Here is a 25,406-nt window from a genome sequence, read left to right as displayed (position 1 = left end):
ATCGATAATAGCCAGAAGCCACTCTTTAGAGTATTGCTTATATTTTCAGACAGTCCATTTGTAGTTATATCCGGATTGGTATATAATTTAACTTAGAGAAAATAGGAGGACTAATCGAATGGAATTAAAAGATTTTACAGAAAAAGAACAGGAAATGATTAAGAAGGGGCTTACGACGTCTAAGATTAGTGACAAGGAAGCTGCTGAAAAGATTCTTGCGCTAGTACCACAAGACTTGATTAAGAGAATTCCGTTTTTTGTAAGAAAACATGCTACGACACGTACTATTAAACGCATTTCAATTGAACACCCTGAACTCTACGCTGCAGCTCAAACAAGTGGTGAAATACCAGAAAAAGAACGCGAAGAATTACGTCAGATTATCACGACTATCTTTGAACAAAAGATGAATAAGCATAGTATTCGTTAAATACAAAATCTGAGAACTAGAGCCTTCTAGTTCTTTTTATATCCGCTTTCACATTATACAACTTATACAAATCTATATAAAATATTATTTTTCCGAACAAAAATAGACATTTTTTCAAAAAAGTACTTTACAGAGTGTTGAAAGTATGTTATATTATTAAAGCTTAGAAAATGAGATGATGTTTTCTAGCAAATATAAACCCGAGTAAAAAATGCCTACGGACAGGCAGGGTTGAATGCCGAAGCGTGGTTGAAAAATCACATTATTGATAGGGTTAAAAGCCTACTTTTATAAGTTGATGTTAGGACACTTGTCCTAATTCATAAATTTTAGTGTGGTGAAAGCACACGTCATCTTGTGAAACGATCAATAAAGTACGTAATATTTGCTACTAGAGAGTTAGGAAACATCGGGAACAGACATACTCAACAGAAACAAACATAAAAACGTCGGAAGATTGCAGAGCAGGTGAAAACCTGCTCTTTTTTCATGAGTCAACCTTTAGTTCCTTAGTTTTCATAAGGTTCTAAAAATATGGAAAGGAGTATGTCTTGAAAGAGTTAAATCAAAACCAAGCCCCAATTTATGAGGCCTTGGTGAAGTTACGCAAGAAACGGATTGTTCCCTTTGATGTACCAGGTCACAAACGCGGACGAGGAAATCCAGAACTTGTCGAACTGTTAGGAGAAAAATGTGTAGGCATTGATGTCAATTCGATGAAACCCTTGGATAATCTTGGTCACCCCATTTCGATTATTCGGGATGCAGAGGAGCTTGCAGCTGATGCTTTTGGAGCAGCCCATGCCTTTCTCATGATTGGGGGAACAACTTCATCGGTGCAGACTATGATTCTGTCAACCTGCAAGGCTGGAGATAAGATTATTCTGCCACGTAATGTCCATAAATCTGCTATCAATGCGCTGGTTCTATGTGGTGCCATTCCCATCTATATCGAGATGAGTGTGGATCCTAAGATTGGTATCGCTTTAGGTCTTGAAAATGACCGAGTAGCGCAGGCAATTAAGGAGCATCCAGATGCCAAGGCCATTTTGATTAACAATCCTACTTACTACGGCATCTGTTCAGATCTAAAGGGTTTGACAGAAATGGCTCATGAAGCTGGCATGATGGTTTTAGTAGATGAAGCCCACGGAGCGCACTTACATTTTACTGATAAACTTCCAATTTCTGCCATGGATGCAGGGGCTGATATGGCAGCAGTTTCCATGCATAAGTCTGGTGGGAGTTTAACCCAAAGTTCGCTTCTTTTAATCGGGGAGCAGATGAATCCTGAATACGTACGTCAGATAATCAACCTTACCCAGTCAACATCTGCCTCTTACTTGTTGATGGCCAGTCTGGATATTTCACGTCGCAACTTGGCCCTTCGTGGTAAAGAATCGTTTGAGAAAGTTATTGAACTATCCGAGTATGCCCGCCGTGAAATCAATGCTATCGGAGGTTACTATGCCTACTCAAAAGAGTTGATAGACGGTGTATCTGTCTGTGATTTTGATGTAACCAAGTTGTCAGTTTACACTCAGGGTATTGGCTTAACAGGTATCGAGGTTTATGACCTCCTGCGCGATGAATACGACATTCAGATTGAGTTTGGTGATATTGGTAATATCTTGGCCTATATTTCGATTGGTGACCGCATCCAAGACATCGAGCGCTTAGTTGGTGCTTTAGCTGATATCAAGAGACTCTACTCGAGAGATGGAAAAGATTTGATAGCTGGAGAATATATCCAGCCCGAGTTAGTGCTGTCTCCACAAGAAGCCTTCTATGCAGAGAGAAAAAGTTTGATCCTGGATGAATCTGTTGGACAGGTCTGTGGGGAATTTGTCATGTGTTACCCTCCAGGGATTCCAATCCTAGCTCCAGGTGAACGCATTACCCATGAGATAGTCGATTATATCCAATTTGCCAAGGAACGTGGTTGCTCCCTTCAAGGGACGGAAGACCCAGAGGTCAATCACATCAACGTCATTAAGAGAAAGGAGAACTAGATGGATTTATGGTTTTCTGAAGTTCATACTCCAGATGTGAAATTGTCCCTGAGAACAGCCAAGCAACTCTACGCTGGAAAAAGTGAATGGCAGGATATTGAAGTCTTAGATACGCCAGCTTTTGGGAAAATACTGATTTTAAATGGGCATGTCTTGTTTTCAGATGCGGATGATTTTGTCTACAACGAAATGACAGTCCACGTTCCCATGGCTGTCCACCCAAATCCCAAGAAAGTTTTGGTAATAGGAGGTGGCGACGGAGGTGTTGCCCAAGTATTAACACTCTATCCTGAACTGGAACAAATCGATATTGTGGAACCAGATGAGATGTTGGTTGAGGTCTGTCGTGAGTATTTCCCAGATTTTGCCGCAGGGCTAGACGATCCTCGTGTTACCATTTACTACCAAAATGGGCTACGCTTTTTGCGAAACTGCGAAGATGATTACGATATCATTATCAACGATGCGACAGATCCATTTGGACATACGGAAGGGCTCTTTACCAAGGAATTTTACGGTAACAGTTACAGAGCCTTGAAAGAAGACGGTATCATGATTTACCAGCATGGGAGTCCCTTCTTTGACGAGGATGAGTCAGCTTGCCGAAGCATGCACCGTAAGGTTAATCAAGCCTTTCCAATTAGTCGGGTCTACCAAGCCCACATTCCAACCAGTCCAGCTGGCTATTGGTTGTTTGGATTTGCATCGAAAAAATACCACCCTGTCAAAGATTTTGACAAGGAAGGCTGGAAAAAACGCCAGCTTTTCACAGAGTACTACACTGCAAACTTACACGTGGGAGCCTTTATGTTGCCCAAGTATGTTGAGGACATTTTAGAAGAAGAGGAAGGAAAAAAATGAGTCGTTTACTAGTTATTGGATGTGGGGGAGTTGCCCAAGTTGCTATTTCAAAGATTTGTCAAGATAGCGAAACCTTTACAGAAATTATGATTGCTAGCCGTACTAAGTCGAAATGTGATGACTTAAAGGATAAATTAGAAGGCAAAACAAGTACAAAGATTGAGACAGCTGCCCTTGATGCTGACAAGGTTGAAGAAGTCATTGCCCTGATCGAAAGCTACAAACCGGAAGCTGTTTTGAATGTAGCCCTACCGTACCAAGACTTGACCATTATGGACGCTTGTTTAGTGACTGGAGTTCACTATATCGACACAGCTAACTACGAAGCTGAGGACACAGAAGATCCTGAGTGGCGCGCCATCTATGAGAAACGTTGTAAGGAACTTGGTTTTACAGCCTACTTTGATTATTCATGGCAGTGGGCTTATCAGGAGAAATTCAAAGAAGCAGGCTTGACTGCTCTGCTTGGATCTGGTTTTGACCCAGGTGTAACCAGTGTCTTTTCAGCATACGCCCTCAAACATTACTTTGATGAAATCCACTATATCGACATTTTAGACTGTAATGGCGGTGACCACGGTTATCCATTTGCAACAAACTTTAACCCAGAAATCAATCTCCGCGAGGTTTCTGCGCCAGGTTCTTACTGGGAAGATGGAAAATGGGTCGAAGTCGAAGCTATGTCTATCAAGCGTGAGTATGATTTCCCTCAAGTTGGTCAAAAAGACATGTATCTCCTCCACCATGAAGAAATTGAATCATTGGCGAAAAACATCCCAGGTGTTAAACGCATTCGTTTCTTTATGACCTTTGGTCAATCTTATCTAACGCATATGAAATGCTTGGAAAATGTCGGACTCCTTCGTACAGATGCTATTAACTTCAACGGCCAAGACATCGTTCCGATTCAATTCTTAAAAACCTTGCTTCCAGACCCTGCAAGCCTTGGCCAAAGAACAGTTGGTAAAACCAATATCGGCTGTATCTTTACAGGTGTCAAAGACGGTGTTGAAAAGACCATCTATATCTACAATGTTTGCGACCATCAGGAATGTTACGCAGAAGTTGGTTCACAAGCTATTTCTTACACAACAGGAGTTCCAGCCATGATTGGGACAAAATTGGTTATGAACGGAACTTGGAAACAAGCTGGAGTGTATAATCTTGAAGAATTGGATCCAGATCCATTTATGGAAGCTTTGAATGAGTATGGTTTGCCATGGGTTGTGGTTGAAAATCCACAAATGGTGGACTGATGAAGCTAGAACAAGTACCAACACCAGCTTACGTCATTGACTTGGCAAAGTTAGAAGCCAACTGTCGTATTTTACAATATGTACAAGAAGAAGCCGGCTGCAAGGTTTTGCTTGCCCAGAAGGCGTATTCCCTTTATAAAACCTATCCCTTGATTAGCCAGTATTTATCTGGTACAACTGCAAGTGGTCTCTATGAGGCCAAGCTCGCTAGAGAAGAATTCCCGGGGGAAGTCCATGTTTTTGCGCCTGCTTTCAAGGATACGGACTTGGAGGAATTGCTTGAGATAACGGACCATATCGTCTTTAACTCAGAGAGACAGTTGCGTAAACATGGGGTCCATTGTCGGGATGCTGGTGTCAGTGTGGGGTTACGTCTCAATCCTCAGTGTTCAACTCAAGGAGATCACGCTCTCTATGATCCTTGCGCTCCTGGATCTCGTTTCGGAGTTACTCTAGACAAGATTCCGAGTGATTTGCTGGACTTGGTGGATGGTCTTCATTTTCATACCCTTTGCGAGCAGGGAGCAGATGATTTAGAGACAACTTTGAAAGCAGTAGAAGCGCAGTTTGGTCCCTACTTACATCAAGTTAAATGGCTCAATATGGGGGGCGGACACCACATCACAAGAGAAGGTTACGATGTGGATTTGCTGATTTCTGAAATCAAGCGTATCCGAGAAACTTACAATCTTGAAATCTATATCGAGCCGGGTGAAGCCATTGCACTCAATGCAGGTTATCTAGCAACTGAAGTTTTGGATATTGTAGAAAACGGTATGAAAATCTTGGTTTTAGATGCCTCTGCGACCTGTCATATGCCTGATGTACTTGAGATGCCCTATCGTCCACCTTTGAGAAACGGCTTTGAGGCACAGGAAAAAGCCCATACCTACAGACTTTCTTCCAATACTTGTCTGACAGGCGATGTAATTGGTGATTATAGCTTTGAAAATCCAGTTCAAATTGGAGACAGACTTTATTTCGAAGACATGGCTATTTACTCATTTGTCAAAAATAATACCTTTAATGGTATTGGATTGCCGAGTCTCTATCTCATGGACGAACAGGGAGACTGTAGCTTAGTCAAAGCCTTTGGATATCAAGATTTTAAAGGGAGATTATCATGATGGACAGTCCCAAAAAATTAGGCTATCGCATGCCAGCAGAGTACGAAACCCACCATGGTACCCTCATGATATGGCCGACTCGTCCAGGATCATGGCCCTTTCAAGGAAAAGCTGCTAAAAGAGCATTTAGCCAGATTATCAAGACTATAGCAGAGGGGGAAAGAGTCTATCTTTTGGTGGACCAAGACTACTTAGCTGAAGCCCAAGACTATCTTGGAGATAAGGTCGTTTATCTAGATATTCCCACCAATGATGCCTGGGCGCGTGATACAGGTCCGACTATTCTTATCAATGATAAAGGCAAGAAATTAGCCGTGGATTGGTCTTTCAATGCTTGGGGTGGTGCTGTAGATGGTCTCTACCAAGACTATGAAGATGATGACCAAGTAGCCAGTCATTTTGCTGAAGCCTTGGAAATACCTGTTTATGATGCTAAAACTTTTGTATTGGAAGGTGGAGCCATTCATAGCGATGGACAAGGAACCATTCTCGTGACTGAAAGTTGCCTTCTCAGTCCTGGTCGCAATCCTAATCTGACTAAAGAGGAAATCGAGAGTACCTTATTAGAGTGCCTTGGAGCTGAAAAAGTTATTTGGCTTCCTTATGGTATTTATCAGGATGAAACTAATGAACACGTTGACAATGTTACTGCCTTTGTTGGTCCTGCTGAGCTTGTTTTGGCTTGGACAGACGACAAAAGCGATCCTCAGTATGCCATGTCAAAAGCAGATCTCGAACTCTTAGAGCAAGAGACAGATGCAAAAGGTCGTCCCTTCATTATTCATAAATTGCCTATCCCTGCAGTTCGACAAGTTGTGACAGAAGAAGATTTGCCAGGCTACATCTATGAAGAAGGAGAAGAAGAGCGATACGCAGGTGAACGACTAGCAGCTTCCTACGTAAACTTTTATATCGCTAACAAGGCTGTCCTTGTTCCCCAGTTTCAAGATGTCAATGACCAAGTGGCCTTAGATATCCTCAGTAAGTGTTTTCCAGACCGTAAAATTGTCGGAATAGCAGCCAGAGATATTCTTTTAGGTGGTGGCAATATCCACTGTATCACCCAACAAATCCCAGAATAGGAGAAAAAGATGAGAAATGTAAGAGTTGCAGCCATTCAGTTGCAATGTGCCAAGGATGTGGCAACAAATATTCAAACAGCGGAGCGCTTAGTACGTCAGGCTGCAGAACAAGGCGCACAAATCATTCTCTTACCAGAGTTGTTTGAACGTCCTTATTTCTGTCAGGAACGTCAGTATGACTACTACCAGCATGCCCAGTCGGTGACAGACAATACAGCTATTCAGCATTTTAAAACCATTGCAAAGGAGCTAAAGGTCGTTTTACCAATCAGTTTCTATGAAAAAGATGGCAATGTCTTGTATAACTCTATTGCCGTTATTGATGCAGATGGGGAAGTGCTGGGCGTTTACCGAAAGACCCACATACCAGATGATCATTATTATCAAGAAAAGTTTTATTTCACGCCTGGTAACACTGGTTTCAAGGTCTGGGATACTCGCTATGCCAAGATTGGGATCGGTATCTGTTGGGATCAATGGTTCCCTGAAACAGCGCGCTGTCTTGCATTGAATGGTGCTGAATTGCTCTTTTATCCTACAGCCATCGGTTCAGAGCCGATTTTGGATACAGACAGTTGTGGCCATTGGCAACGTACCATGCAAGGACACGCAGCAGCAAATATTGTTCCAGTCATCGCAGCCAATCGTTATGGATTAGAGGAAGTCACTCCAAGTGAGGAAAATGGTGGACAGAGTTCCAGTCTTGACTTCTACGGTTCATCCTTTATGACGGATGAAACAGGAGCTATTCTAGAGCTAGCTGAAAGACAAGCTGAAGCTGTTCTGTTAGCTACTTATGACCTAGACAAGGGAGCAAGCGAACGCCTAAACTGGGGCTTGTTTCGAGATAGAAGACCCGAAATGTATCAACGAATTACGGATTAGTATGTGAGAAATGAGAGATTCATTCTGCTAGACTAACTTCTTATTAGCAACTATAATATACTCGGTCATCTAGCAAGTAGATTTTATATTTTAACCCTCTAAGGCTTTCTCGCGCTTTGATGCGAGGAGCTTTTCTGTTTAAGCTTTATCAATAAAACATGCTATAATAGTTGCAGAAAGGTTGGTATTTATGGCTAGGATATTGGTTATTGAAGATAATAGTGACATTCAGGAAATTTTGAGAACACTTCTTACTGAGGAGCATGAGGTGATTCAAGCCTTTTCTGGTACAGAAGGCATCATGCGTTTTGACCAAGGTGGGATTGACCTCGTTTTGCTAGATATCATGCTTCCTGGGAAAAATGGGGATCAGGTTTTAAAAGCCATCAGGGAACAAATCCAAACTCCAGTCATTATGCTAACGGCTTTGAGTGATAAAAAGTTAATCAGTCAATACCTCTTAGAGGGTGCCAATGATTACATCGTCAAGCCTTTTGATTTGGACGAAGTCTTTGCCAGAGTTACTGTTCAATTACGCCAAAGCGCAGAAAAACAGCCCATGGAAATAGGAAAAACTGAAAATCTGCCACAAAACTTGAAAAATATCCAGTTCAATGCGGAAAGTTTTGAAATTAAAAATAGTCAGGAAACGATTCGCCTTGCTAAGAAAGAATGCTTGATTCTCCAAACTCTCCTTAAACATCCTAAGAAAATTTTTACCAAAGAAGAACTTTATGAATTGGTCTGGGAGGATAGCTACCTACCTGGAGATAATACTCTCAATACGCATTTGAGTAATCTTCGTAAAAAATTAAACCAGCTTGACCCAAATCAAGAATATATTGAAACCATCTGGGGCGTTGGGGTAAGATTAAAAGGAGACAAGCAATGACCTACATGATAATTTTTGTTCTACTGGTACTCCAAATTATTTTATCGATTGCATTAATTCGCTACCATCTAGCACTTAAAAACTTGAGTCAACAGATTGAAGATAAAATTCTCACGGGTAGTATGAAAAGAGTCGGAGTCAGCATTTTTTCCAAACATTTTTTACATCTCTACCAGCAGATTGAGAATCTATTTCAAGAAGTGGAACAATCTCGGTTGGTGATGAAAAGGGAAAAGCAGACTCTGGATATGGCCATCAGCAATATCGCCCATGATATCCGGACGCCTCTGACTATCGCTTCAGGCTACACCCAACAATTGATAAAGTCTCCTGAAGACAAAGCAGAAACTTTACAAAAAATAGCCCAGCATCTTGATTTAGTTTCTAAACGTTTGGAGGCTCTCCTAGAATACCGTCGTTTGATGGAAGGGGCTGTCAAACCGAAACTGGAAGAAGTGGATCTTTCAGCTTTTATCACCAAAAAGACTCTGGCTTATTATGATGTTTTTCAGGCGGCAAATATCATGCTTGATTTTAAGGTTGAAGCTGGTTTGAAAATGAGGACTGATGAAGACTTGCTGGATCGAATTTTACAAAATCTGCTTGGAAATGTCCTCAAACATGGCAAGGAAGAAGCGCGTCTATCTTTGAGAAAGGAAAAGGAACAGCTTGTCTTAGAGATTGCAAACCTTGTCAAACAGCCTATTAAAAAAATAGAAAAGCTCAGCAACCGTTTTTATTCTGAAAATCTATCAGATACTGAAGAATCCTCTGGTTTAGGACTTTATATCACTGAGGAATTATGTCATCTTCTCGGTTCAGAGATGAAACTAAGCACAGATGGGCAGTGGTTATCGGTTTTTATTCACTTTTAACGAAAGAAACCTCCTCTGTAGGCTAGAGGAGGTCTTTTTTTATAAACTTTTCTTTTTGAAAACTGCCAGTCCACTTAGATTAAAGATTACAATAACAGCTAAGGTAACTATAAGTGTATAGAAAATGGATTCACTATTAGCAGTCATAGCATAGAAAAACTGCAATGATAAATATGGCAAAATTTTGATACTTGGGAAGATGAGCATTGGCATAGAAAGTAAGATAGAGCTGACCAAATAACCAATAAATACCGCAAGATAAGAATGACTAACATAGAGAATGAAGGAAACAATGGAAAGCCAAGCTAGAAGGCAAAGAAATTGAAGGAAAATGGTTACCAGTAAATTGCCAATAAAGCCATCAGGCATGGTTCCAAATCCATTTAAGATAGTTGCTGGAATAAAGGCAATCACAAGACAGATGATAAGTTGTAAGAATGCAATACAAGCCACTACAAAGGCTTTAGCAAGGAAAAACTCTGTACGAGAAACACCTACTGTCAAACTATTTTTATAGAGTTTTCCGATTAAATCAACACCTAAAACTAGACACGTTAGAACAATACAGAGAAAAACGAGGTTTGAACCTTGACTAGACGCGTTAATCAGGGCTTGTACACCGTCCCAGCCATGGGTTGGAATTTCTGGTTCTTCTGTCTGGATTGCCATCAGATGACCCGTAGCTCCTATACTTGCACCCATTAGCATGAGAGCAAAGAGAATAAATTCTGTAATCCAGAATCCTTTGGAACGGAAAAGACGGTAAAAGTCTGCTTGAATGGTATGTATCATGATTTTACTCCTATTCGACCAATTGAGTGAAGTATTCTTCTAGATTTTGACGGGCATAGTAAATCTCGTCAATGGCAACATCTGCCAAGGTTAATTCCTTAAGAATCTGTTTGACATCTTGTTCCTGACCAAAGATATGAATTTCATTTTCTGGATTAACAACCTTGAACTGGAGCTGGATTTGTTCTTTCAATACTTGACAAGCTTTCTCTTGGTCGGCTGTCTTAAGCACAATATAATCCTCACTTTGTGTTTCAAATTCAGCTTTGCTGATTTCACGGATAATCTTTCCTTGATCTAAAATACCAAAGCGATTAGCTACGAGGTAGAGTTCTGACAAGATATGGCTAGAAATGAGAATGGTTATCCCTTTTTCTTGATTGAGCCGTTGAATCATCAGACGAAATTCTTTGATACCGATTGGGTCAAGACCGTTGATAGGTTCATCTAAGATCAGGAAGTCTGGTTTGGATAGGAGGGCAATGGCAATACCAAGTCTTTGTTTCATTCCAAGAGAGAAATCTCGAAAGACTTTTTTACCTGTATCTGTCAAACCTACATAGTCCAGCGTTTCTCGAATGACTTGATCAGCATTTGGAATATGACGAATCATACAGTAATATTTCAGGTTTTGATAGGCTGTTAAGTGATTATGAGCTACAGGTGATTCGATCACCGAACCTACTCGAGATAGAGCCTTGGTCCACTCATTTTCCGTTTGGCTAGAGAAGAGGGAAACAGTCCCTTTATCCGCAAACAGTAGTTGTGTAATGATTTTTATCAAGGTGGTTTTCCCAGCTCCGTTCTTCCCGATAAGTCCATAAATATCTCCCTCTCTTATCGTTAGATGAAGATCCTGAAGGATAGCTTGTTTGTCAAAGTTTTTGGACAATCCATGAATGTCAAGTACTGTTTTCATGATTCTCTCCTTTTGATTTATTTTGATAACTTTAGTATAAAGCATAGAAATCAAAGAAAGCTCAAGAATTTCTAAAGAGTTTCTAAAGTTTTAGGAATTCTTAAATATCAAAACCCAGTTGATATGAACTGGGCTTCTTGATTATAAAATATATTTCTCAATGGCACGCGCGACGCCGTCTTCTTCGTTGCTTGCTGTAACATCATCAGCTAGGGATTTGACATAATCGCTGGCATTTCCCATAGCAATCCCAAGCCCTGCAAACTGGAGCATTTCGATATCGTTATTGGCATCGCCCATGGCCATGATTTCTGAGGAATCAATCTTCAAAATATCTGCTAGTCGAGAAAGAGCGGTAGCCTTTGTCGTACCAAGTGGCATGGCTTCATAAATAACAGGCTGCGAACGAACTCCACTGAATCGTTGGCAGAGTTCCTCAGCAAAACGCTTCTCAAAATCGTCCGTTTGGCTCTCTGTCCCCAAAAACATACCTTGGAACATACGGTACTTGCCACTAGTCGCTTCCTCAAGAGAAATTTCAGTCAGGTCTGAAAAGACTAGCTCGGCATCATTTTGGATAACTTGATTGGGCTTGCCACCGAGGACAAAATAATGCTCCTCATCAAAAAGAGTCAACTGAACATCACTTTTTTCAGCTAGGTCATATAGGTATTCGATGTCAGCTGGACTGAGTTCTTGCCAGTCAACTAATCCCCAGTCACTGGTCTGGTGAGTTGAACAACCGTTGTTAACAATCACATACTCATTCTGGATGTCAAGTTCCAATTTTTTATAGTAGGGGAGGACACCGAAAAGAGGGCGACCTGTACAGAGAACAAGTTTGACACCTTTTTCAATAGCTTGGTGAATAGCAGTAATATGAGCTTGTGGGATTTCCTTGGCTTCATTGAGGAGAGTTCCGTCCATATCCAAGGCTAGTAGTTTAATCATAAGACTTCCTTCTTTATCTTTTGGTATTATTATAGCATATTTTGGAGAAGAAATTGATAGGAAGCTTGGGGATAATTGATTTTACAGTTTAAGATGTTTTGATAACAATTCATGATTTGAAAAGGATATTTCGCCAATATATGCTATACTAAACTTGTTATACAGTTAAGTAAACCATTATATTCAATAAACTAGTCCAGTAAAATAGAGGATTTAATATGAAAAAACGAGCTATTCAAATTTTACTAGCATTATCCTTAATTTTTTACAAATCAACTTGGTTTTGGGGAATTTTCAATCACCTCGCAAAGCCTTATCTACCAGCAAGTCGTGAATTTTTTCAGATTCTACTTTTGCTGGAAAGTGATGTTCTTTTGTCAGCAGTCATCTATCTAGTAGTTTTTGCAGGAAAGAAGACTTTTCATTTCAAGTGGCAGCTGAGGTATTTTATCTACCTTTTACTGGGTTACATCACTTTGTATATGTCGGACTTCTTCTTGTCTTATTTCATACCCTCGTCTTCAAATCAAATTTCTTTGAATGAAACGATAGAAATGATGGGGAGACAGGAATTACCCTATTTCTTGCTCATAGCTTGCTTCATCGGCCCTATTGCTGAGGAGTTGATTTATCGCGGTGTGCTTATGACAACCTTTTTCAAAAACTCGCCTTGGTACGGAGATGTATTGCTTTCTGCTATTATTTTCGGTTATATTCATATCAATTTTGCTTTAACTCCTCTTGCTTTTTTCATTTATGCTAGCGGAGGGCTTATTTTGGCTCTATTGTATCGCATGACTAAAAATCTCTACTATCCAATACTAGTTCATATTTTCATCAATATCACAGCCTTCTGGAATGTGTGGTTACTCCTATTTTCAGGAAGTTAGCTTACTAAAACAATGTCGGAACTTTCCGGCATTTTCTTTTCAACAGGTGAGCAAGAACTGATTATTTTCAGACTTGGCAGGCTAATCATGGTATAATAAAAGGTAATGAAAAATTCCAACGAGGCAGAGATGAAATTACTTTATACTGATATTCGGACTTCTTTGACTGAAATTCTAACCAGAGAGGCGGAAGAGCTAGTTGCTGCTGGCAAGCGGGTCTTCTACATCGCTCCCAACTCTCTTTCTTTTGAAAAGGAACGTGCCGTGCTGGAATGCTTGTCCCAGCAGGCTTCTTTTGCGATTACCGTCACGCGCTTTGCACAGATGGCTCGTTACCTGGTCTTGAATGACTTGCCTGCCAAGACCAGTCTTGATGATATTGGTCTTGGGATGGCTTTTTATAAGTGTCTTGCGGCACTCGATCCCAAGGATTTACGTGTTTATGGAGCTATCAAACAGGATCCTCAATTTATCCAGCAGTTGATTGATCTTTACCACGAGATGACGACTGCTCAAATGAGTTTTTTGGACTTGGAAAGTTTGACGGATGAGGACAAGAGGGCCGATTTAGTCTTGATTTTTGAGAAGGTAACGGCTTACCTCAATCAAGGTCAGTTGGCTCAGGGAAGTCAGTTGTCCCACTTGATTGAGGCTATTGAGAATAACAAAGTTAGTAGTGATTTTACTCAAATCGCCTTGGTTATTGATGGATTTACCCGTTTTTCTGCCGAAGAAGAGCGGATTGTGGACTTACTTCATGGCAAGGGTGTTGAGATTGTCATTGGAGCCTATGCTAGTAAGAAAGCCTATACTAGCCCATTCGCTGAAGGCAATCTCTATCAAGCCAGTGTGGAGTTTTTCCATCATTTAGCTGCTAAATACCAAACGCCTGCTCAGGACTGTTCTCAAACTCATGAAAAAATTGATAGTTTTGATAAGGCATCTCGTTTGCTGGAGTCTTCTTATGACTTTTCAGAATTAACATTGGATGTCGATGAGAAGGACCGTGAAAACTTACAAATCTGGTCTTGCTTGACGCAAAAGGAGGAGTTGGAGCTAGTAGCCCGTAGCATTCGTAAAAAATTGCATGAGAACTCAGACCTGAGCTACAAGCATTTTCGTATTCTCTTGGGCGATGTAGCTTCTTACCAGTTATCGCTGAAAACCATTTTTGACCAGTATCAGATTCCTTTCTATCTTGGTAGAAGCGAATCCATGGCTCACCATCCCTTGACACAGTTTGTTGAGTCTATTTTGGCTTTGAAACGCTATCGTTTCCGTCAGGAGGACTTGATTAACCTTCTTAGAACAGGTCTGTATACCGACCTTAGTCAGGCTGATATTGATGCATTTGAGCAATATATCCGTTATCTTGGTATCAATGGCTTGCCAGCCTTTCAGCAAACTTTTACCAAATCCCACCATGGAAAATTTGATTTGGAAGGTTTGAATGTCCTTCGTTTGCGGATTGTATCACCTCTTGAGAATCTCTTTGCCAGTCGAAAACAAAAGGCTGAAAACCTCCTACAAAAATGGAATGTCTTTCTAAAAGAGGGAGCGGTGACCAAGCAGTTGCAAGATTTGACAGCCACTATGGAGGCTGTAGAACAGGAAAGACAAGCCGAAGTTTGGAAGGCTTTCTGTCATGTTTTAGAACAATTTGCGACCGTTTTTGCTGGTTCACAAGTTAGTCTGGAGGACTTCTTAGCCTTGCTTCATTCCGGTATGAGTCTATCTCAATACCGTACCATTCCAGCGACAGTGGACACCGTTCTGGTGCAGAGTTATGATTTGATTGCCCCTCTGACAGCTGACTTTGTCTACGCCATTGGACTGACTCAGGACAATTTACCAAAAATTGCGCAAAATACTAGCCTTTTAACTGATGAAGAAAGACAAAATTTAAATCAAACGACCGAAGAAGGCGTTCAATTGCTGATTGCCAGCAGTGAAAACCTCAAGAAAAATCGCTATACTATGCTTTCCTTAGTCAATTCTGCCCGTAAGCAGTTGGTTTTGTCGGCTCCAAGCCTTTTTAACGAAAGTGAGAGTAAGGAGTCAGCCTATCTTCAAGAGCTGGTCCATTTTGGATTTAGCAGGAAAGAGAAGAAGATAAATCACAAAGGGCTGTCTAAGGAGGATATTGGGTCCTATCACAGTCTTTTGTCTAGTCTGGTTGCCTATCACCAGCAGGGCGAGATGAGTGAGACTGAGCAAGATTTGACCTTTATTAAGATTCTGGCGCGTGTCATGGGTAAAAAACTAGAACAGCAAGGTCTGGAAAATCCAGCCCTCCCAACCAGCCCGAGTAGCAAGCCCTTAGCCAAGGATACCCTACAAGCTCTTTATCCTACTGATCAGGAGTTTTACCTGTCTACCTCCGGTTTGACGGAGTTTTATCGCAATGAATACAGTTATTTTCTTCGCTACGTTTTAGGCTTGCAAGAAGAATTACGTCTGCGTCCTGATGCTCGTAGTCACGGAAATTTCTTGCACAGTATTTTTGAACGTGCCTTGCAGTTGCCTGATGAAGACTCCTTTGACCAACGTTTAGAACAAGCTATCCAAGAAACCAGTCAAGAACGCGAATTTGAAGCTATTTATCAAGAAAGTTTGGAAGCCCAGTTTACCAAGGAAGTTTTGCTTGATGTTGCACGGACGACTGGACATATTCTCAGACACAATCCAGCCATCGAAACCATCAAAGAGGAAGCGAATTTTGGCGGCAAAGACCAAGCCTTTATTCAATTGGACAGTGGTCGCAGTGTCTTTGTACGAGGTAAGGTTGACCGCATTGACCGTTTGAAAGCTGATGGGGCGATAGGAGTAGTAGACTACAAGTCTAGTCTAACTCAGTTCCAGTTTCCTCATTTCTTTAATGGGCTCAATTCCCAGTTGCCAACCTATCTAGCTGCCCTAAAAAGAGAAGGGGAGCAGAACTTTTTCGGTGCTATGTACTTGGAAATGGCTGAGCCTGTCCAATCTCTGATGGCCGTTAAAAGTCTGGAAGGTGCAGTAGTAGAAGCTAGCAAGTCAATGAAATATCAAGGCCTCTTTTTAGAAAAAGAAAGCAGTCATTTGGGTGAATTTTACAACAAAAACAAAGCTAATCAGCTGACGGATGAGGAATTCCAGCTCCTGCTGGACTACAATGCCCAACTTTACAAGAAAGCAGCTGAGAAGATTTTAACAGGCCAGTTCGCCATTAATCCTTATACCGAAAATGGCAGAAGTATTGCACCGTATGTTCAGCAACACCAAGCCATCACTGGATTTGAAGCCAATTACCATCTGGGCCAAGCCCGTTTCCTAGAAAAGTTGGACCTAGCTTATGGCAAGCGTCTGGTCGGAGAAAAACTCAAGCAAGCTTGGTTTGAAAAAATAAGAGAGGAGTTGAATCGATGAAGCCTATTCCCTTTTTAACTGAGGAAGAAATTCAAAAACTGCAAGAAGCAGAAGCAAATTCGAGCAAGGAACAAAAGAAAACTGCTGAGCAAATCGAAGCTATCTACACTTCTGGTCAGAATATTCTTGTCTCAGCGTCGGCTGGTTCTGGTAAAACCTTTGTCATGGCAGAGCGCATTCTAGATCAATTGGCGCGTGGTGTCGAAATTTCTCAACTCTTTATCTCAACCTTTACCGTCAAGGCTGCGACTGAACTTAAGGAACGTTTAGAGAAAAAAATCAGCCAACAAATCCAAGAAAGCGATGACGTTGACCTCAAACAACACTTGGGTCGTCAGTTGGCAGACCTACCCAACGCGGCTATTGGTACCATGGACTCTTTTACACAAAAATTCCTTGGTAAACACGGTTATCTGCTTGATATTGCGCCTAATTTCCGTATTTTACAAAACCAAAGCGAGCAACTTCTTCTAAAAAACGAAATCTTTCATGAGGTTTTTGAAGCCCATTATCAAGGGAAACAGAAAGAGACCTTTAGTCATTTGCTGAAAAATTTTGCAGGGCGTGGCAAGGACGAACGGGGTCTGCGCCAGCAAGTTTACAAAATTTATGACTTCCTCCAATCCACCAGCAATCCTCAGAAATGGCTGAGTGAATCTTTCCTCAAAGGCTTTGAAAAAGCTGATTTTACCAGTGAAAAAGAAAAACTAACTGAACAAATCAAACAAGCCCTTTGGGATTTGGAAAGCTTTTTCCGTTACCATTTGGATAATGATGCCAAGGAGTTTCCAAAGGCTGCTTATTTAGAAAATGTTCAGTTGATTCTGGATGAAATTGGCTCCTTAAATCAAGAGTCCGATAGTCAGTCTTATCAAGCAGTGCTTGCGCGTGTTGTCGCCATTTCGAAAGAGAAAAATGGTCGAGCTCTGACCAATGCCAGTCGTAAGGCTGATTTGAAGCTACTGGCCGATGCCTACAACGAAGAGAGAAAGACCCAGTTTGCTAAACTAGGACAACTGTCAGACCAGATAACCATTCTTGACTATCAAGAACGTTATCATAGAGATACCTGGGAACTAGCTAAGACCTTCCAATCTTTCATGGGTGATTTTGTAGAAGCTTATCGTCAGCGTAAACGTCAGGAAAATGCTTTTGAATTCGCTGATATCAGCCATTACACCATTGAGATTTTAGAGAATTTCCCGCAAGTTCGTGAGGCTTATCAGGAGCGCTTCCATGAAGTCATGGTCGATGAGTATCAGGATACCAACCATATTCAAGAACGAATGCTGGAATTGCTGTCTAATGGCCACAATCGCTTTATGGTAGGAGATATCAAGCAGTCCATCTATCGTTTCCGTCAGGCAGACCCACAGATTTTCAATGAAAAATTCCAACGCTATGCGCAAAATCCAAAAGAGGGCAAGCTCATTCTCCTCAAGGAAAATTTCCGAAGTAGTTCAGAAGTGCTGTCAGCAACCAATGATGTCTTTGAACGTCTCATGGACCAAGAGGTCGGCGAAATCAACTATGATAACATGCACCAGCTTGTTTTTGCCAATACCAAACTGACTCCTAATCCAGAAAACAAGGCAGAAATTCTCCTCTACGATAAGGATGACACAAGTGATGAAGAAGAGGGGCAGGCAGAAACGAAACTAACAGGCGAAATGCGATTAGTTATCAAGGAAATTCTTAAACTTCATCAGGAACAAGGTGTTGCCTTTAAAGAAATTGCCCTTCTGACCTCCAGCCGCAGTCGTAATGACCAGATTCTTCTCGCCCTGTCTGAGTATGGAATTCCTGTCAAAACTGACGGAGAGCAGAACAATTATCTCCAATCCCTAGAAGTGCAAGTCATGCTAGACACCCTTCGTGTCATTCACAATCCCCTGCAAGACTACGCCTTGGTTGCCCTTATGAAGTCTCCAATGTTTGGTTTTGATGAGGATGAGTTAGCACGTTTGTCCCTTCAGAAAGCAGAGGATAAAGTCCAAGAAAATCTCTATGAGAAACTGGTCAATGTTCAAAAACAGGCAACAAGCCAGAAAAAATTGATCCACACAGCTTTAGCTGAGAAACTAAAGCAATTCATGGATATCTTGGCCTCTTGGCGCTTGTATGCCAAAACCCACTCCCTCTATGACCTGATTTGGAAGATTTACAATGACCGATTTTATTATGATTATGTAGGAGCTTTGCCAAATGGTCCTGCTAGACAGGCCAATCTCTATGCCCTAGCACTGCGTGCTGATCAATTTGAAAAGAGCAATTTCAAGGGCTTGTCGCGTTTTATTGGTATGATTAACCAAGTCTTAGAAGCCCAGCACGATTTGGCAAGCGTGGCTGTCGCACCGCCAAAAGATGCAGTAGAGCTCATGACCATCCACAAAAGTAAAGGTTTGGAGTTTCCTTATGTCTTCATCCTTAACATGGATCAAGATTTCAACAAGCAAGACTCTATGTCAGAAGTCATTCTCAGTCGTCAGAATGGTCTTGGTGTCAAATACATTGCCAAGATGGAGACAGGAGCAGTAGAAGACTACTATCCTAAAACCATCAAACTCTCCATTCCTAGCTTGACCTATAGGCAGAACGAAGAGGAATTACAGCTGGCAAGCTATTCAGAGCAGATGCGTCTGCTGTATGTTGCTATGACACGGGCTGAAAAAAAACTCTATCTTGTCGGCAAGGGTTCTCGTGAAAAGCTGGAAGCCAAGGAATACCCACCAGCTAAAAATGGAAAACTAAACAGCAACACTAGACTTCAAGCAAGGAATTTCCAAGATTGGATGTGGGCTATCAGCAAAGTGTTTGCAAAGGATAAGCTCAACTTTCGCTATCGTTTTGTTGGTGAAGACCAGTTGACTAGAGAATCTATCGGAGAGTTGGAAAACAAAAGTCCTCTCCAAGATAGCTCCCAAGCAGATAACCGTCAGTCAGAAACCATCAAAGAAGCCCTTGAAATGCTGAAAGAGGTGGAAGTTTATAATACTCTTCACCGTGCAGCCATTGAACTTCCTAGTGTTCAAACCCCAAGTCAAATCAAGAAGTTCTACGAACCAGTTATGGATATGGAAGGTGTCGAGATTGTAGGTCAAGGCCAGTCAGTAGACAAGAAAATCAGCTTTGATTTGCCAGATTTTTCAACCAAAGAAAAGGTAACAGGAGCTGAGATTGGTAGTGCTACCCACGAACTCATGCAGAGAATTGACCTCAGCCAGCGACCAACGCTTGCTAGCCTGACAGAAACTCTCAAACAAGTTCAAACCAACCCAGCTGTCAGAGACAAGATTAATCTTGCGAAAATTCTTGCATTCTTTGACACAGCACTCGGTCAGGAAATTCTCGCCAATACCGACTATCTCTACCGCGAGCAACCCTTTTCTATGCTCAAAAAAGACCAAAAGAGTCAGGAAGACTTCGTTGTGCGTGGTATCTTAGACGGCTATCTACTTTATAAGGATAGAATCGTTCTGTTCGACTACAAGACCGACCGCTATGATAATCCAAGTCAACTCATTGATCGCTATCGTGGTCAGTTAGCCCTTTATGGAGAGGCTTTATCTCGAGCCTATTCGATTGAAAATATTGAGAAATACTTGATTTTACTCGGTAAAGACGAGGTTCAGGTTGTAAAAGTATAATCTAGAAAGGAGACCTCATGACACTTCCAGTTAGAAAATCCCTGCACGATGCGGTTTTACAGGCTTCAAAAGCTGATACTTGGGAACAAGCTACCAAGGAATGGAATGAAGTTTCCTTGATTTTTAATGGTATTGGCCGTAGCAATTGTGTCTGTGGAAATGCCATCAAGTACGCTTACGAACTCTTTAACGGTGTCACCGGTCAACGCCTATTTCCGATCGGTAGCGACTGTGTTCGGCATTTTCATCGATTAAGCCTTGACCAGCAACTAGAAGAGGAAGAAAAACTACTCAGAAAGGTCGAAAATCTGACCAGAAAAGCCCAGAAAAAAGAAAAAATCAAGGTCAATAAAAGTGACTTTGACGAGCGTCTTCTAAAGTGGCTCTGGGAAAAAGGTGTTTTTAAACCCAATCGTGGCAATCAGTTCTCACCTGAAAGAGACTACCAGCTCTTCCTAGAAGTCTTTCGAGGAGGAAGTTGGACCAAGGCAGAGCCCAAGAAGAAGGCTCGGATGGAAGAAGTCCTTGAAAAGTGTATCAAACCCTTTTTACTTGGAAAACCAGATGACCAACTCTACCTTGTCAAGCTAGGCAAGGAGAAAATTGACTACGAACAGGAACTCCGTATCCAGGCAGAGAAAGAGCGCAAGAAGAGGGATAAAATTGCTAAGCAATATGCAGACAATCTGGTACTAGCCATGGGACCAGCAGAGCGTGCCTATCAAGACTACTTTGGCTTTACAGAAACCTTAACCCAAGAAGAACGCAAGTGGGAGAAAATACTTTTTGGTAAAAATCGTACAGAACGGGCTGTCAAGGCCAAACAATACCAAAAAGAGTTGGAAAAAGACCAACGAATTGCTATTCAGGATCCAATTGAAAGAAAGCAGAAGCAGACCTGGCTCCTCAATTCCTATTTTCGTGAGCTTCCTGAAGAAAAAGCTCGATTTTCTAGGCTCTTATTAGAATATCGAAAAATTGGAGAAGTGCCATTTTCAACTGAATATCTGTCAGACCATCTGCTCGACTTTTTCTATAAAATGAAAGCCTTTGAGTTTGAAATCGCACCAGAACAAGTTCGAGATTTTCTAAAAGAAAGCCTCCAGACAGACATTCTATCCTCAGCACAGGAAAGCTGGATAGAAGGAATTTTGACAAATTGTATAGTCCCATTTTTATCTCGAATACTCATATAAAACTAAATATATAAGATATAGAATTTTATATAAGGTTAATATACAAATCAAGTGGGGTTGAAATCAGTCTTCCTTTAAAAAGTAGCTATTACAAATAAAAGCTTGTGCAAAAAAGAATAATTTATGATAGAATAGAGGATAAGAAAGAAAACGTTTTTACAGTTTTTTCAATCCGAAGGAGATATATTATGGGCACTATTCAATGGTTTCCTGGTCACATGTCTAAAGCTCGTCGACAGGTGCAGGAAAATTTAAAATTTGTTGATTTTGTAACGATTTTGGTGGATGCACGCTTACCTCTATCTAGTCAAAACCCTATGTTGACCAAAATCGTTGGTGATAAACCAAAACTCTTGATTTTAAATAAGGCGGACTTGGCTGACCCAGCAATGACCAAGGAATGGCGCCAGTATTTTGAATCACAAGGAATTCAGACGCTAGCTATCAACTCCAAAGAGCAAGTGACTGTAAAAGTTGTAACAGATGCCGCTAAAAAACTCATGGCAGATAAGATTGCTCGGCAAAAGGAACGTGGAATCAAGATTGAAACCTTGCGTACCATGATTATTGGGATTCCAAACGCTGGAAAATCAACGCTTATGAATCGTTTGGCTGGTAAGAAAATTGCTGTTGTCGGCAACAAGCCTGGTGTGACCAAAGGTCAACAATGGCTCAAAACCAACAAAGACTTAGAAATCTTAGATACGCCAGGGATTCTTTGGCCTAAGTTTGAAGATGAAACTGTTGCGCTTAAGTTAGCCTTAACGGGAGCTATTAAAGACCAGTTGCTTCCTATGGACGAGGTAACTATTTTTGGCCTCAATTATTTCAAAGAACATTATCCAGAAAAGCTGGCTGAACGCTTCAAACAGATGAAAATTGAGGAAGAAGCACCTGTTATTATTATGGATATGACCCGTGCTCTCGGTTTCCGTGACGACTATGACCGCTTTTACAGTCTCTTCGTGAAGGAAGTCCGTGATGGCAAACTCGGTAACTATACCTTAGATACATTGGAAGACCTCGATGGCGACGATTAAAGAAATCAAAGAACTCCTTGCTACTGTCAAGGACCTTGATAGTCCTATTTTTTTAGAGCTTGAAAAGGATAATCGCTCTGGAGTTCAAAAGGAAATCAGCAAGCGTAAAAAAACCATTCAGGCAGAATTGGATGAAGATTTTCGTTTGGAATCCATGCTTTCCTATGAAAAAGAATTGAACAAGCAAGGATTGACCTTAATTGCTGGTGTTGACGAGGTTGGTCGTGGACCTCTGGCTGGGCCTGTAGTCGCTGCAGCTGTTATTTTACCTCAAAATTGTAAAATCAAAGGTCTCAACGACAGCAAGAAAATTCCTAAAAAGAAACATCTGGAGATTTTCCAAGCCGTTCAGGACCAAGCCTTGTCAATCGGAATTGGTATCATGGATAATCAGGTCGTCGACCAAGTCAATATCTATGAAGCAACCAAACTGGCCATGCAGGAAGCAATTTCCCAGCTCAGTCCTCAACCTGAGCACCTTTTGATAGATGCCATGAAACTGGAATTACCCATTTCACAAACCTCCATCATCAAAGGTGATGCTAATTCCCTCTCCATTGCAGCAGCTTCTATAATAGCCAAGGTGACACGTGATGAATTGATGAAGGAATACGATCAGCAGTTCCCTGGCTATGACTTTACTGCTAATGCAGGATATGGAACAGTTAAACACCTGGAAGGCCTCACAAAACTAGGAGTTACCCCAATTCACCGAACCAGCTTTGAACCCGTTAAATCACTGGTTTTGGGAGAAAAAGAAAGTTAAGTTAGAAGGAATGATTATGGAGGAACAGTCAGAAACACTCAGCTCCAAGAAAGAATTTGCCTTTGCCTCAAGTACTATATTATCCCAAGTTGGACGAGGAATCATTGTTGGTCTCGTTGTTGGAATTATCGTTGGATCTTTTCGGTTTTTAATCGAAAAAGGCTTCCACCTGATACAAGGACTTTATCAAGATCAAGCGCACCTAGTGCGCAATCTTTTTATCATTGGTCTATTTTATTTAATAGTTTGTTGGCTCAGTGCGAAATTAACACGGTCAGAAAAAGATATCAAAGGCTCAGGAATTCCTCAAGTCGAAGCTGAATTAAAGGGACTCATGACCCTCAACTGGTGGGGCGTTCTTTGGAAAAAATATGTTCTAGGAATTCTTGCAATTGCCAGTGGACTCATGCTGGGGCGTGAAGGACCAAGTATTCAACTTGGAGCTGTCGGCGGTAAAGGAATTGCTAAGTGGCTCAAATCCAGTCCAGTTGAGGAACGTTCCCTTATTGCAAGTGGAGCTGCAGCAGGATTAGCCGCAGCCTTTAATGCTCCTATTGCAGGACTTCTCTTTGTGGTAGAAGAAGTTTATCACCATTTTTCACGCTTTTTCTGGGTATCTACTCTCGCAGCTAGTCTCGTAGCAAACTTTGTCTCACTACTCATATTTGGCTTAACACCCGTACTGGACATGCCAGACAACATCCCACTCATGACCCTAGACCAGTATTGGATTTACCTCCTTATGGGAGTTTTTCTTGGACTATCTGGTTTTATCTATGAGAAAGCTGTGCTCAATGTTGGTAGAGTTTATGACTGGCTTGGTCAAAAAATCCGTTTGGATAGAGCTTATTATCCAATTCTGGCTTTCATTCTCATCATCCCAGTCGGAATCTTCTTACCACAAATCCTTGGTGGTGGAAATCAGCTGGTTCTTTCCTTGACTAAGCAAGATTTTAGTTTTCAAGTTCTATTAGCGTACTTTTTGATTCGCTTTGTTTGGAGCATGATTAGTTATGGAAGTGGCCTTCCAGGAGGAATTTTCCTACCAATTTTAGCGCTTGGCTCCTTACTTGGAGCTCTAGTTGGTGTCATTTGTGTCAATCTTGGACTTGTAAGTCAGCAGCAATTCCCTATATTTGTCATTCTAGGAATGAGTGGCTATTTTGGAGCAATATCCAAGGCTCCTTTAACTGCTATGATTCTGGTAACCGAAATGGTAGGAGATATTCGAAACCTCATGCCACTTGGATTAGTCACCTTGGTTGCTTACATCATCATGGATCTACTCAAGGGTGCACCAGTCTATGAGGCTATGTTGGAAAAAATGCTGCCAGAAGAAGCGACAGATGAAGGAGAAGTCACTCTCATTGAAATCCCTGTTTCAGATAAAATAGCAGGAAAACAAGTTCACGAACTCAACTTACCACATAACGTACTCATCACCACCCAAGTCCATAATGGCAAGAGCCAAACAGTTAACGGCTCAACCAGAATGTATCTCGGAGATATGATTCACCTAGTTATTCCAAAAAGTGAAATTGGGAAAGTCAAAGATTTGTTATTGTAGAATTTTTTACATAATTTATGTTATGTTAAAACGAATTTCTTAATTAAATACACTAGAAAACCGATTCTCAGCAATGAGGTCGGTTTTTTCTTGTTAGAAATATTATAATATATTATAAAAAATGATTAAATTATTCTAGGTTATAGTATAATAAGAAAAAGGAGAACAGCTTAAATGAATAATTCTTGCATCAAAAAGAGTCATAAAAGGTTACTAATATTTTTGTCAATCGCAATTATCACAGCAGGAGGTTTTTTTATGTTTTCTATGTTAGGGAAGTCTCAAGAAGAGCGTCGGAATAGGGAGTATGAAGTTAGTTTGGTAAATGCCTTAAAGAATTCATATGAAGGGATAGAAGAAATCAAAATTTCCAATCCAGAATATACAACCCCTCCGGGCGACTGGTCTTGTGATGTAAATATTCTATTTTCAGATAAAGTAAAAATAAAATATCGTGTAGGCCACTCTTTAAATGAAGTTGAAAATTATAATGGTTTTGTTAATGGAAAAACAAATAAAGAAATAAATGACCAGTGGGAAATATTGAATTCTCATAAAGGGAAAACAACATCTTTAGTTACTATATATTATTCGGATAAAGAAAAAGGAGAACAGTAGTGGTTTTCACTTATACTGATAAACAACTTAATGAATTAAATCAAGGGAAAAATGTTTATAGTGTAAATTCTGAGTATGCTGAAAGGGAAGTTGAAAAGAAGGCTGTATCCAAAACAGATGATAAGTTATTTTCGGATGAAACCAACACCATAACCACTTCTGATGGTCAAGAATTCCGTGTTGTTGCCACTAAGT

At 40.9% G+C, this 25,406-nt stretch carries 20 protein-coding genes and 1 pseudogene; 18 read left to right on the top strand and 3 right to left on the bottom strand.

Annotated elements, in window-relative coordinates:
- Positions 1-118 precede the first annotated feature (118 nt).
- From HMPREF2628_RS10125 to HMPREF2628_RS10085, 9 genes are all read left to right on the top strand, one after another.
- Positions 119-430 carry a hypothetical protein gene (locus tag HMPREF2628_RS10125; protein WP_049493738.1) on the top strand — a complete coding sequence of 104 codons (312 nt, stop codon included), beginning with the start codon at positions 119-121 and terminating at the stop codon, positions 428-430.
- A gap of 551 nt (positions 431-981) precedes the next feature.
- Positions 982-2,442 carry an aminotransferase class I/II-fold pyridoxal phosphate-dependent enzyme gene (locus HMPREF2628_RS10120; RefSeq protein ID WP_070843086.1) on the top strand — a complete coding sequence of 487 codons (1,461 nt, stop codon included), beginning with the start codon at positions 982-984 and terminating at the stop codon, positions 2,440-2,442.
- Complete coding sequence (gene speE, locus HMPREF2628_RS10115) at positions 2,443-3,303, top strand: polyamine aminopropyltransferase (RefSeq protein WP_000366713.1); 861 nt, start codon at positions 2,443-2,445, stop codon at positions 3,301-3,303. It abuts the gene before it with no gap.
- On the top strand, positions 3,300-4,559 hold the full coding sequence (locus tag HMPREF2628_RS10110; RefSeq protein WP_070843085.1) for a saccharopine dehydrogenase family protein: 1,260 nt from the start codon (positions 3,300-3,302) through the stop codon (positions 4,557-4,559). Before speE ends, HMPREF2628_RS10110 begins: the two co-directional genes overlap by 4 nt.
- Complete coding sequence (gene nspC / locus HMPREF2628_RS10105; RefSeq protein WP_070843084.1) at positions 4,559-5,686, top strand: carboxynorspermidine decarboxylase; 1,128 nt, start codon at positions 4,559-4,561, stop codon at positions 5,684-5,686. Before HMPREF2628_RS10110 ends, nspC begins: the two co-directional genes overlap by 1 nt.
- Positions 5,683-6,768 carry an agmatine deiminase gene (gene aguA, locus HMPREF2628_RS10100; protein WP_070843083.1) on the top strand — a complete coding sequence of 362 codons (1,086 nt, stop codon included), beginning with the start codon at positions 5,683-5,685 and terminating at the stop codon, positions 6,766-6,768. Before nspC ends, aguA begins: the two co-directional genes overlap by 4 nt.
- 9 nt (positions 6,769-6,777) lie before the next feature.
- Positions 6,778-7,653, top strand: a complete 876-nt coding sequence (gene aguB / locus HMPREF2628_RS10095; RefSeq protein WP_064276180.1) for an N-carbamoylputrescine amidase — start codon at positions 6,778-6,780, stop codon at positions 7,651-7,653.
- Positions 7,654-7,843: 190 nt separating this feature from the next.
- On the top strand, positions 7,844-8,545 hold the full coding sequence (locus tag HMPREF2628_RS10090; RefSeq protein ID WP_070843082.1) for a response regulator transcription factor: 702 nt from the start codon (positions 7,844-7,846) through the stop codon (positions 8,543-8,545).
- Positions 8,542-9,420 carry a sensor histidine kinase gene (locus HMPREF2628_RS10085; protein WP_070843081.1) on the top strand — a complete coding sequence of 293 codons (879 nt, stop codon included), beginning with the start codon at positions 8,542-8,544 and terminating at the stop codon, positions 9,418-9,420. The genes HMPREF2628_RS10090 and HMPREF2628_RS10085 overlap by 4 nt, the downstream gene beginning before the upstream one ends.
- 39 nt (positions 9,421-9,459) lie before the next feature.
- Here HMPREF2628_RS10085 and HMPREF2628_RS10080 read toward each other — a convergent pair whose 3' ends face one another.
- The 3 genes from HMPREF2628_RS10080 to HMPREF2628_RS10070 all read right to left on the bottom strand — a co-directional run bounded on the left by HMPREF2628_RS10080 (position 9,460) and on the right by HMPREF2628_RS10070 (position 12,082).
- The gene (locus HMPREF2628_RS10080) at positions 9,460-10,212 is read right to left on the bottom strand and encodes an ABC transporter permease (protein WP_070843080.1); all 753 of its coding nucleotides are present in this window, start codon (positions 10,210-10,212) and stop codon (positions 9,460-9,462) included.
- 10 nt (positions 10,213-10,222) lie between these two features.
- Complete coding sequence (locus HMPREF2628_RS10075; protein WP_070843079.1) at positions 10,223-11,131, bottom strand: ABC transporter ATP-binding protein; 909 nt, start codon at positions 11,129-11,131, stop codon at positions 10,223-10,225.
- 141 nt (positions 11,132-11,272) lie between these two features.
- Positions 11,273-12,082: a Cof-type HAD-IIB family hydrolase gene (locus HMPREF2628_RS10070; protein ID WP_070843078.1), complete on the bottom strand. Its 810-nt coding sequence runs from the start codon at positions 12,080-12,082 to the stop codon at positions 11,273-11,275.
- Positions 12,083-12,300: 218 nt separating this feature from the next.
- Between HMPREF2628_RS10070 and HMPREF2628_RS10065 the strand changes: the two genes are divergently transcribed.
- The 9 genes and pseudogenes from HMPREF2628_RS10065 to HMPREF2628_RS10025 form a co-directional block, all read left to right on the top strand.
- Positions 12,301-12,972, top strand: a complete 672-nt coding sequence (locus HMPREF2628_RS10065; protein WP_070843077.1) for a CPBP family intramembrane glutamic endopeptidase — start codon at positions 12,301-12,303, stop codon at positions 12,970-12,972.
- A gap of 129 nt (positions 12,973-13,101) precedes the next feature.
- A complete protein-coding gene (gene rexB / locus HMPREF2628_RS10060) occupies positions 13,102-16,377 on the top strand; it encodes an ATP-dependent nuclease subunit B (RefSeq protein ID WP_070843095.1) in 3,276 nt (1,091 codons plus the stop codon).
- Positions 16,374-20,024 carry a helicase-exonuclease AddAB subunit AddA gene (gene addA, locus HMPREF2628_RS10055; protein ID WP_070843076.1) on the top strand — a complete coding sequence of 1,217 codons (3,651 nt, stop codon included), beginning with the start codon at positions 16,374-16,376 and terminating at the stop codon, positions 20,022-20,024. The genes rexB and addA overlap by 4 nt, the downstream gene beginning before the upstream one ends.
- 17 nt (positions 20,025-20,041) lie before the next feature.
- A complete protein-coding gene (locus HMPREF2628_RS10050; RefSeq protein WP_070843075.1) occupies positions 20,042-21,220 on the top strand; it encodes a hypothetical protein in 1,179 nt (392 codons plus the stop codon).
- A 188-nt stretch (positions 21,221-21,408) separates the two neighbouring features.
- A complete protein-coding gene (gene ylqF / locus HMPREF2628_RS10045; protein WP_070843074.1) occupies positions 21,409-22,260 on the top strand; it encodes a ribosome biogenesis GTPase YlqF in 852 nt (283 codons plus the stop codon).
- Complete coding sequence (locus HMPREF2628_RS10040; RefSeq protein ID WP_049510708.1) at positions 22,247-23,026, top strand: ribonuclease HII; 780 nt, start codon at positions 22,247-22,249, stop codon at positions 23,024-23,026. Before ylqF ends, HMPREF2628_RS10040 begins: the two co-directional genes overlap by 14 nt.
- A 16-nt stretch (positions 23,027-23,042) precedes the next feature.
- Positions 23,043-24,593: a ClC family H(+)/Cl(-) exchange transporter gene (locus tag HMPREF2628_RS10035; RefSeq protein WP_070843073.1), complete on the top strand. Its 1,551-nt coding sequence runs from the start codon at positions 23,043-23,045 to the stop codon at positions 24,591-24,593.
- A 174-nt stretch (positions 24,594-24,767) separates the two neighbouring features.
- The gene (locus HMPREF2628_RS10030) at positions 24,768-25,211 is read left to right on the top strand and encodes a hypothetical protein (protein ID WP_070843072.1); all 444 of its coding nucleotides are present in this window, start codon (positions 24,768-24,770) and stop codon (positions 25,209-25,211) included.
- Positions 25,211-25,406, top strand: a pseudogene (locus HMPREF2628_RS10025) (hypothetical protein); the annotation flags it as partial. The gene HMPREF2628_RS10030 and the pseudogene HMPREF2628_RS10025, both read left to right, overlap by 1 nt.

It is taken from the genome of Streptococcus sp. HMSC063B03 (assembly GCF_001836965.1).
Lineage (GTDB): Bacteria > Bacillota > Bacilli > Lactobacillales > Streptococcaceae > Streptococcus > Streptococcus pneumoniae_F.
The sequence above is the reverse complement of the archived record's forward strand: the minus strand, read 5'-3'. Positions and strand labels throughout refer to the sequence as shown.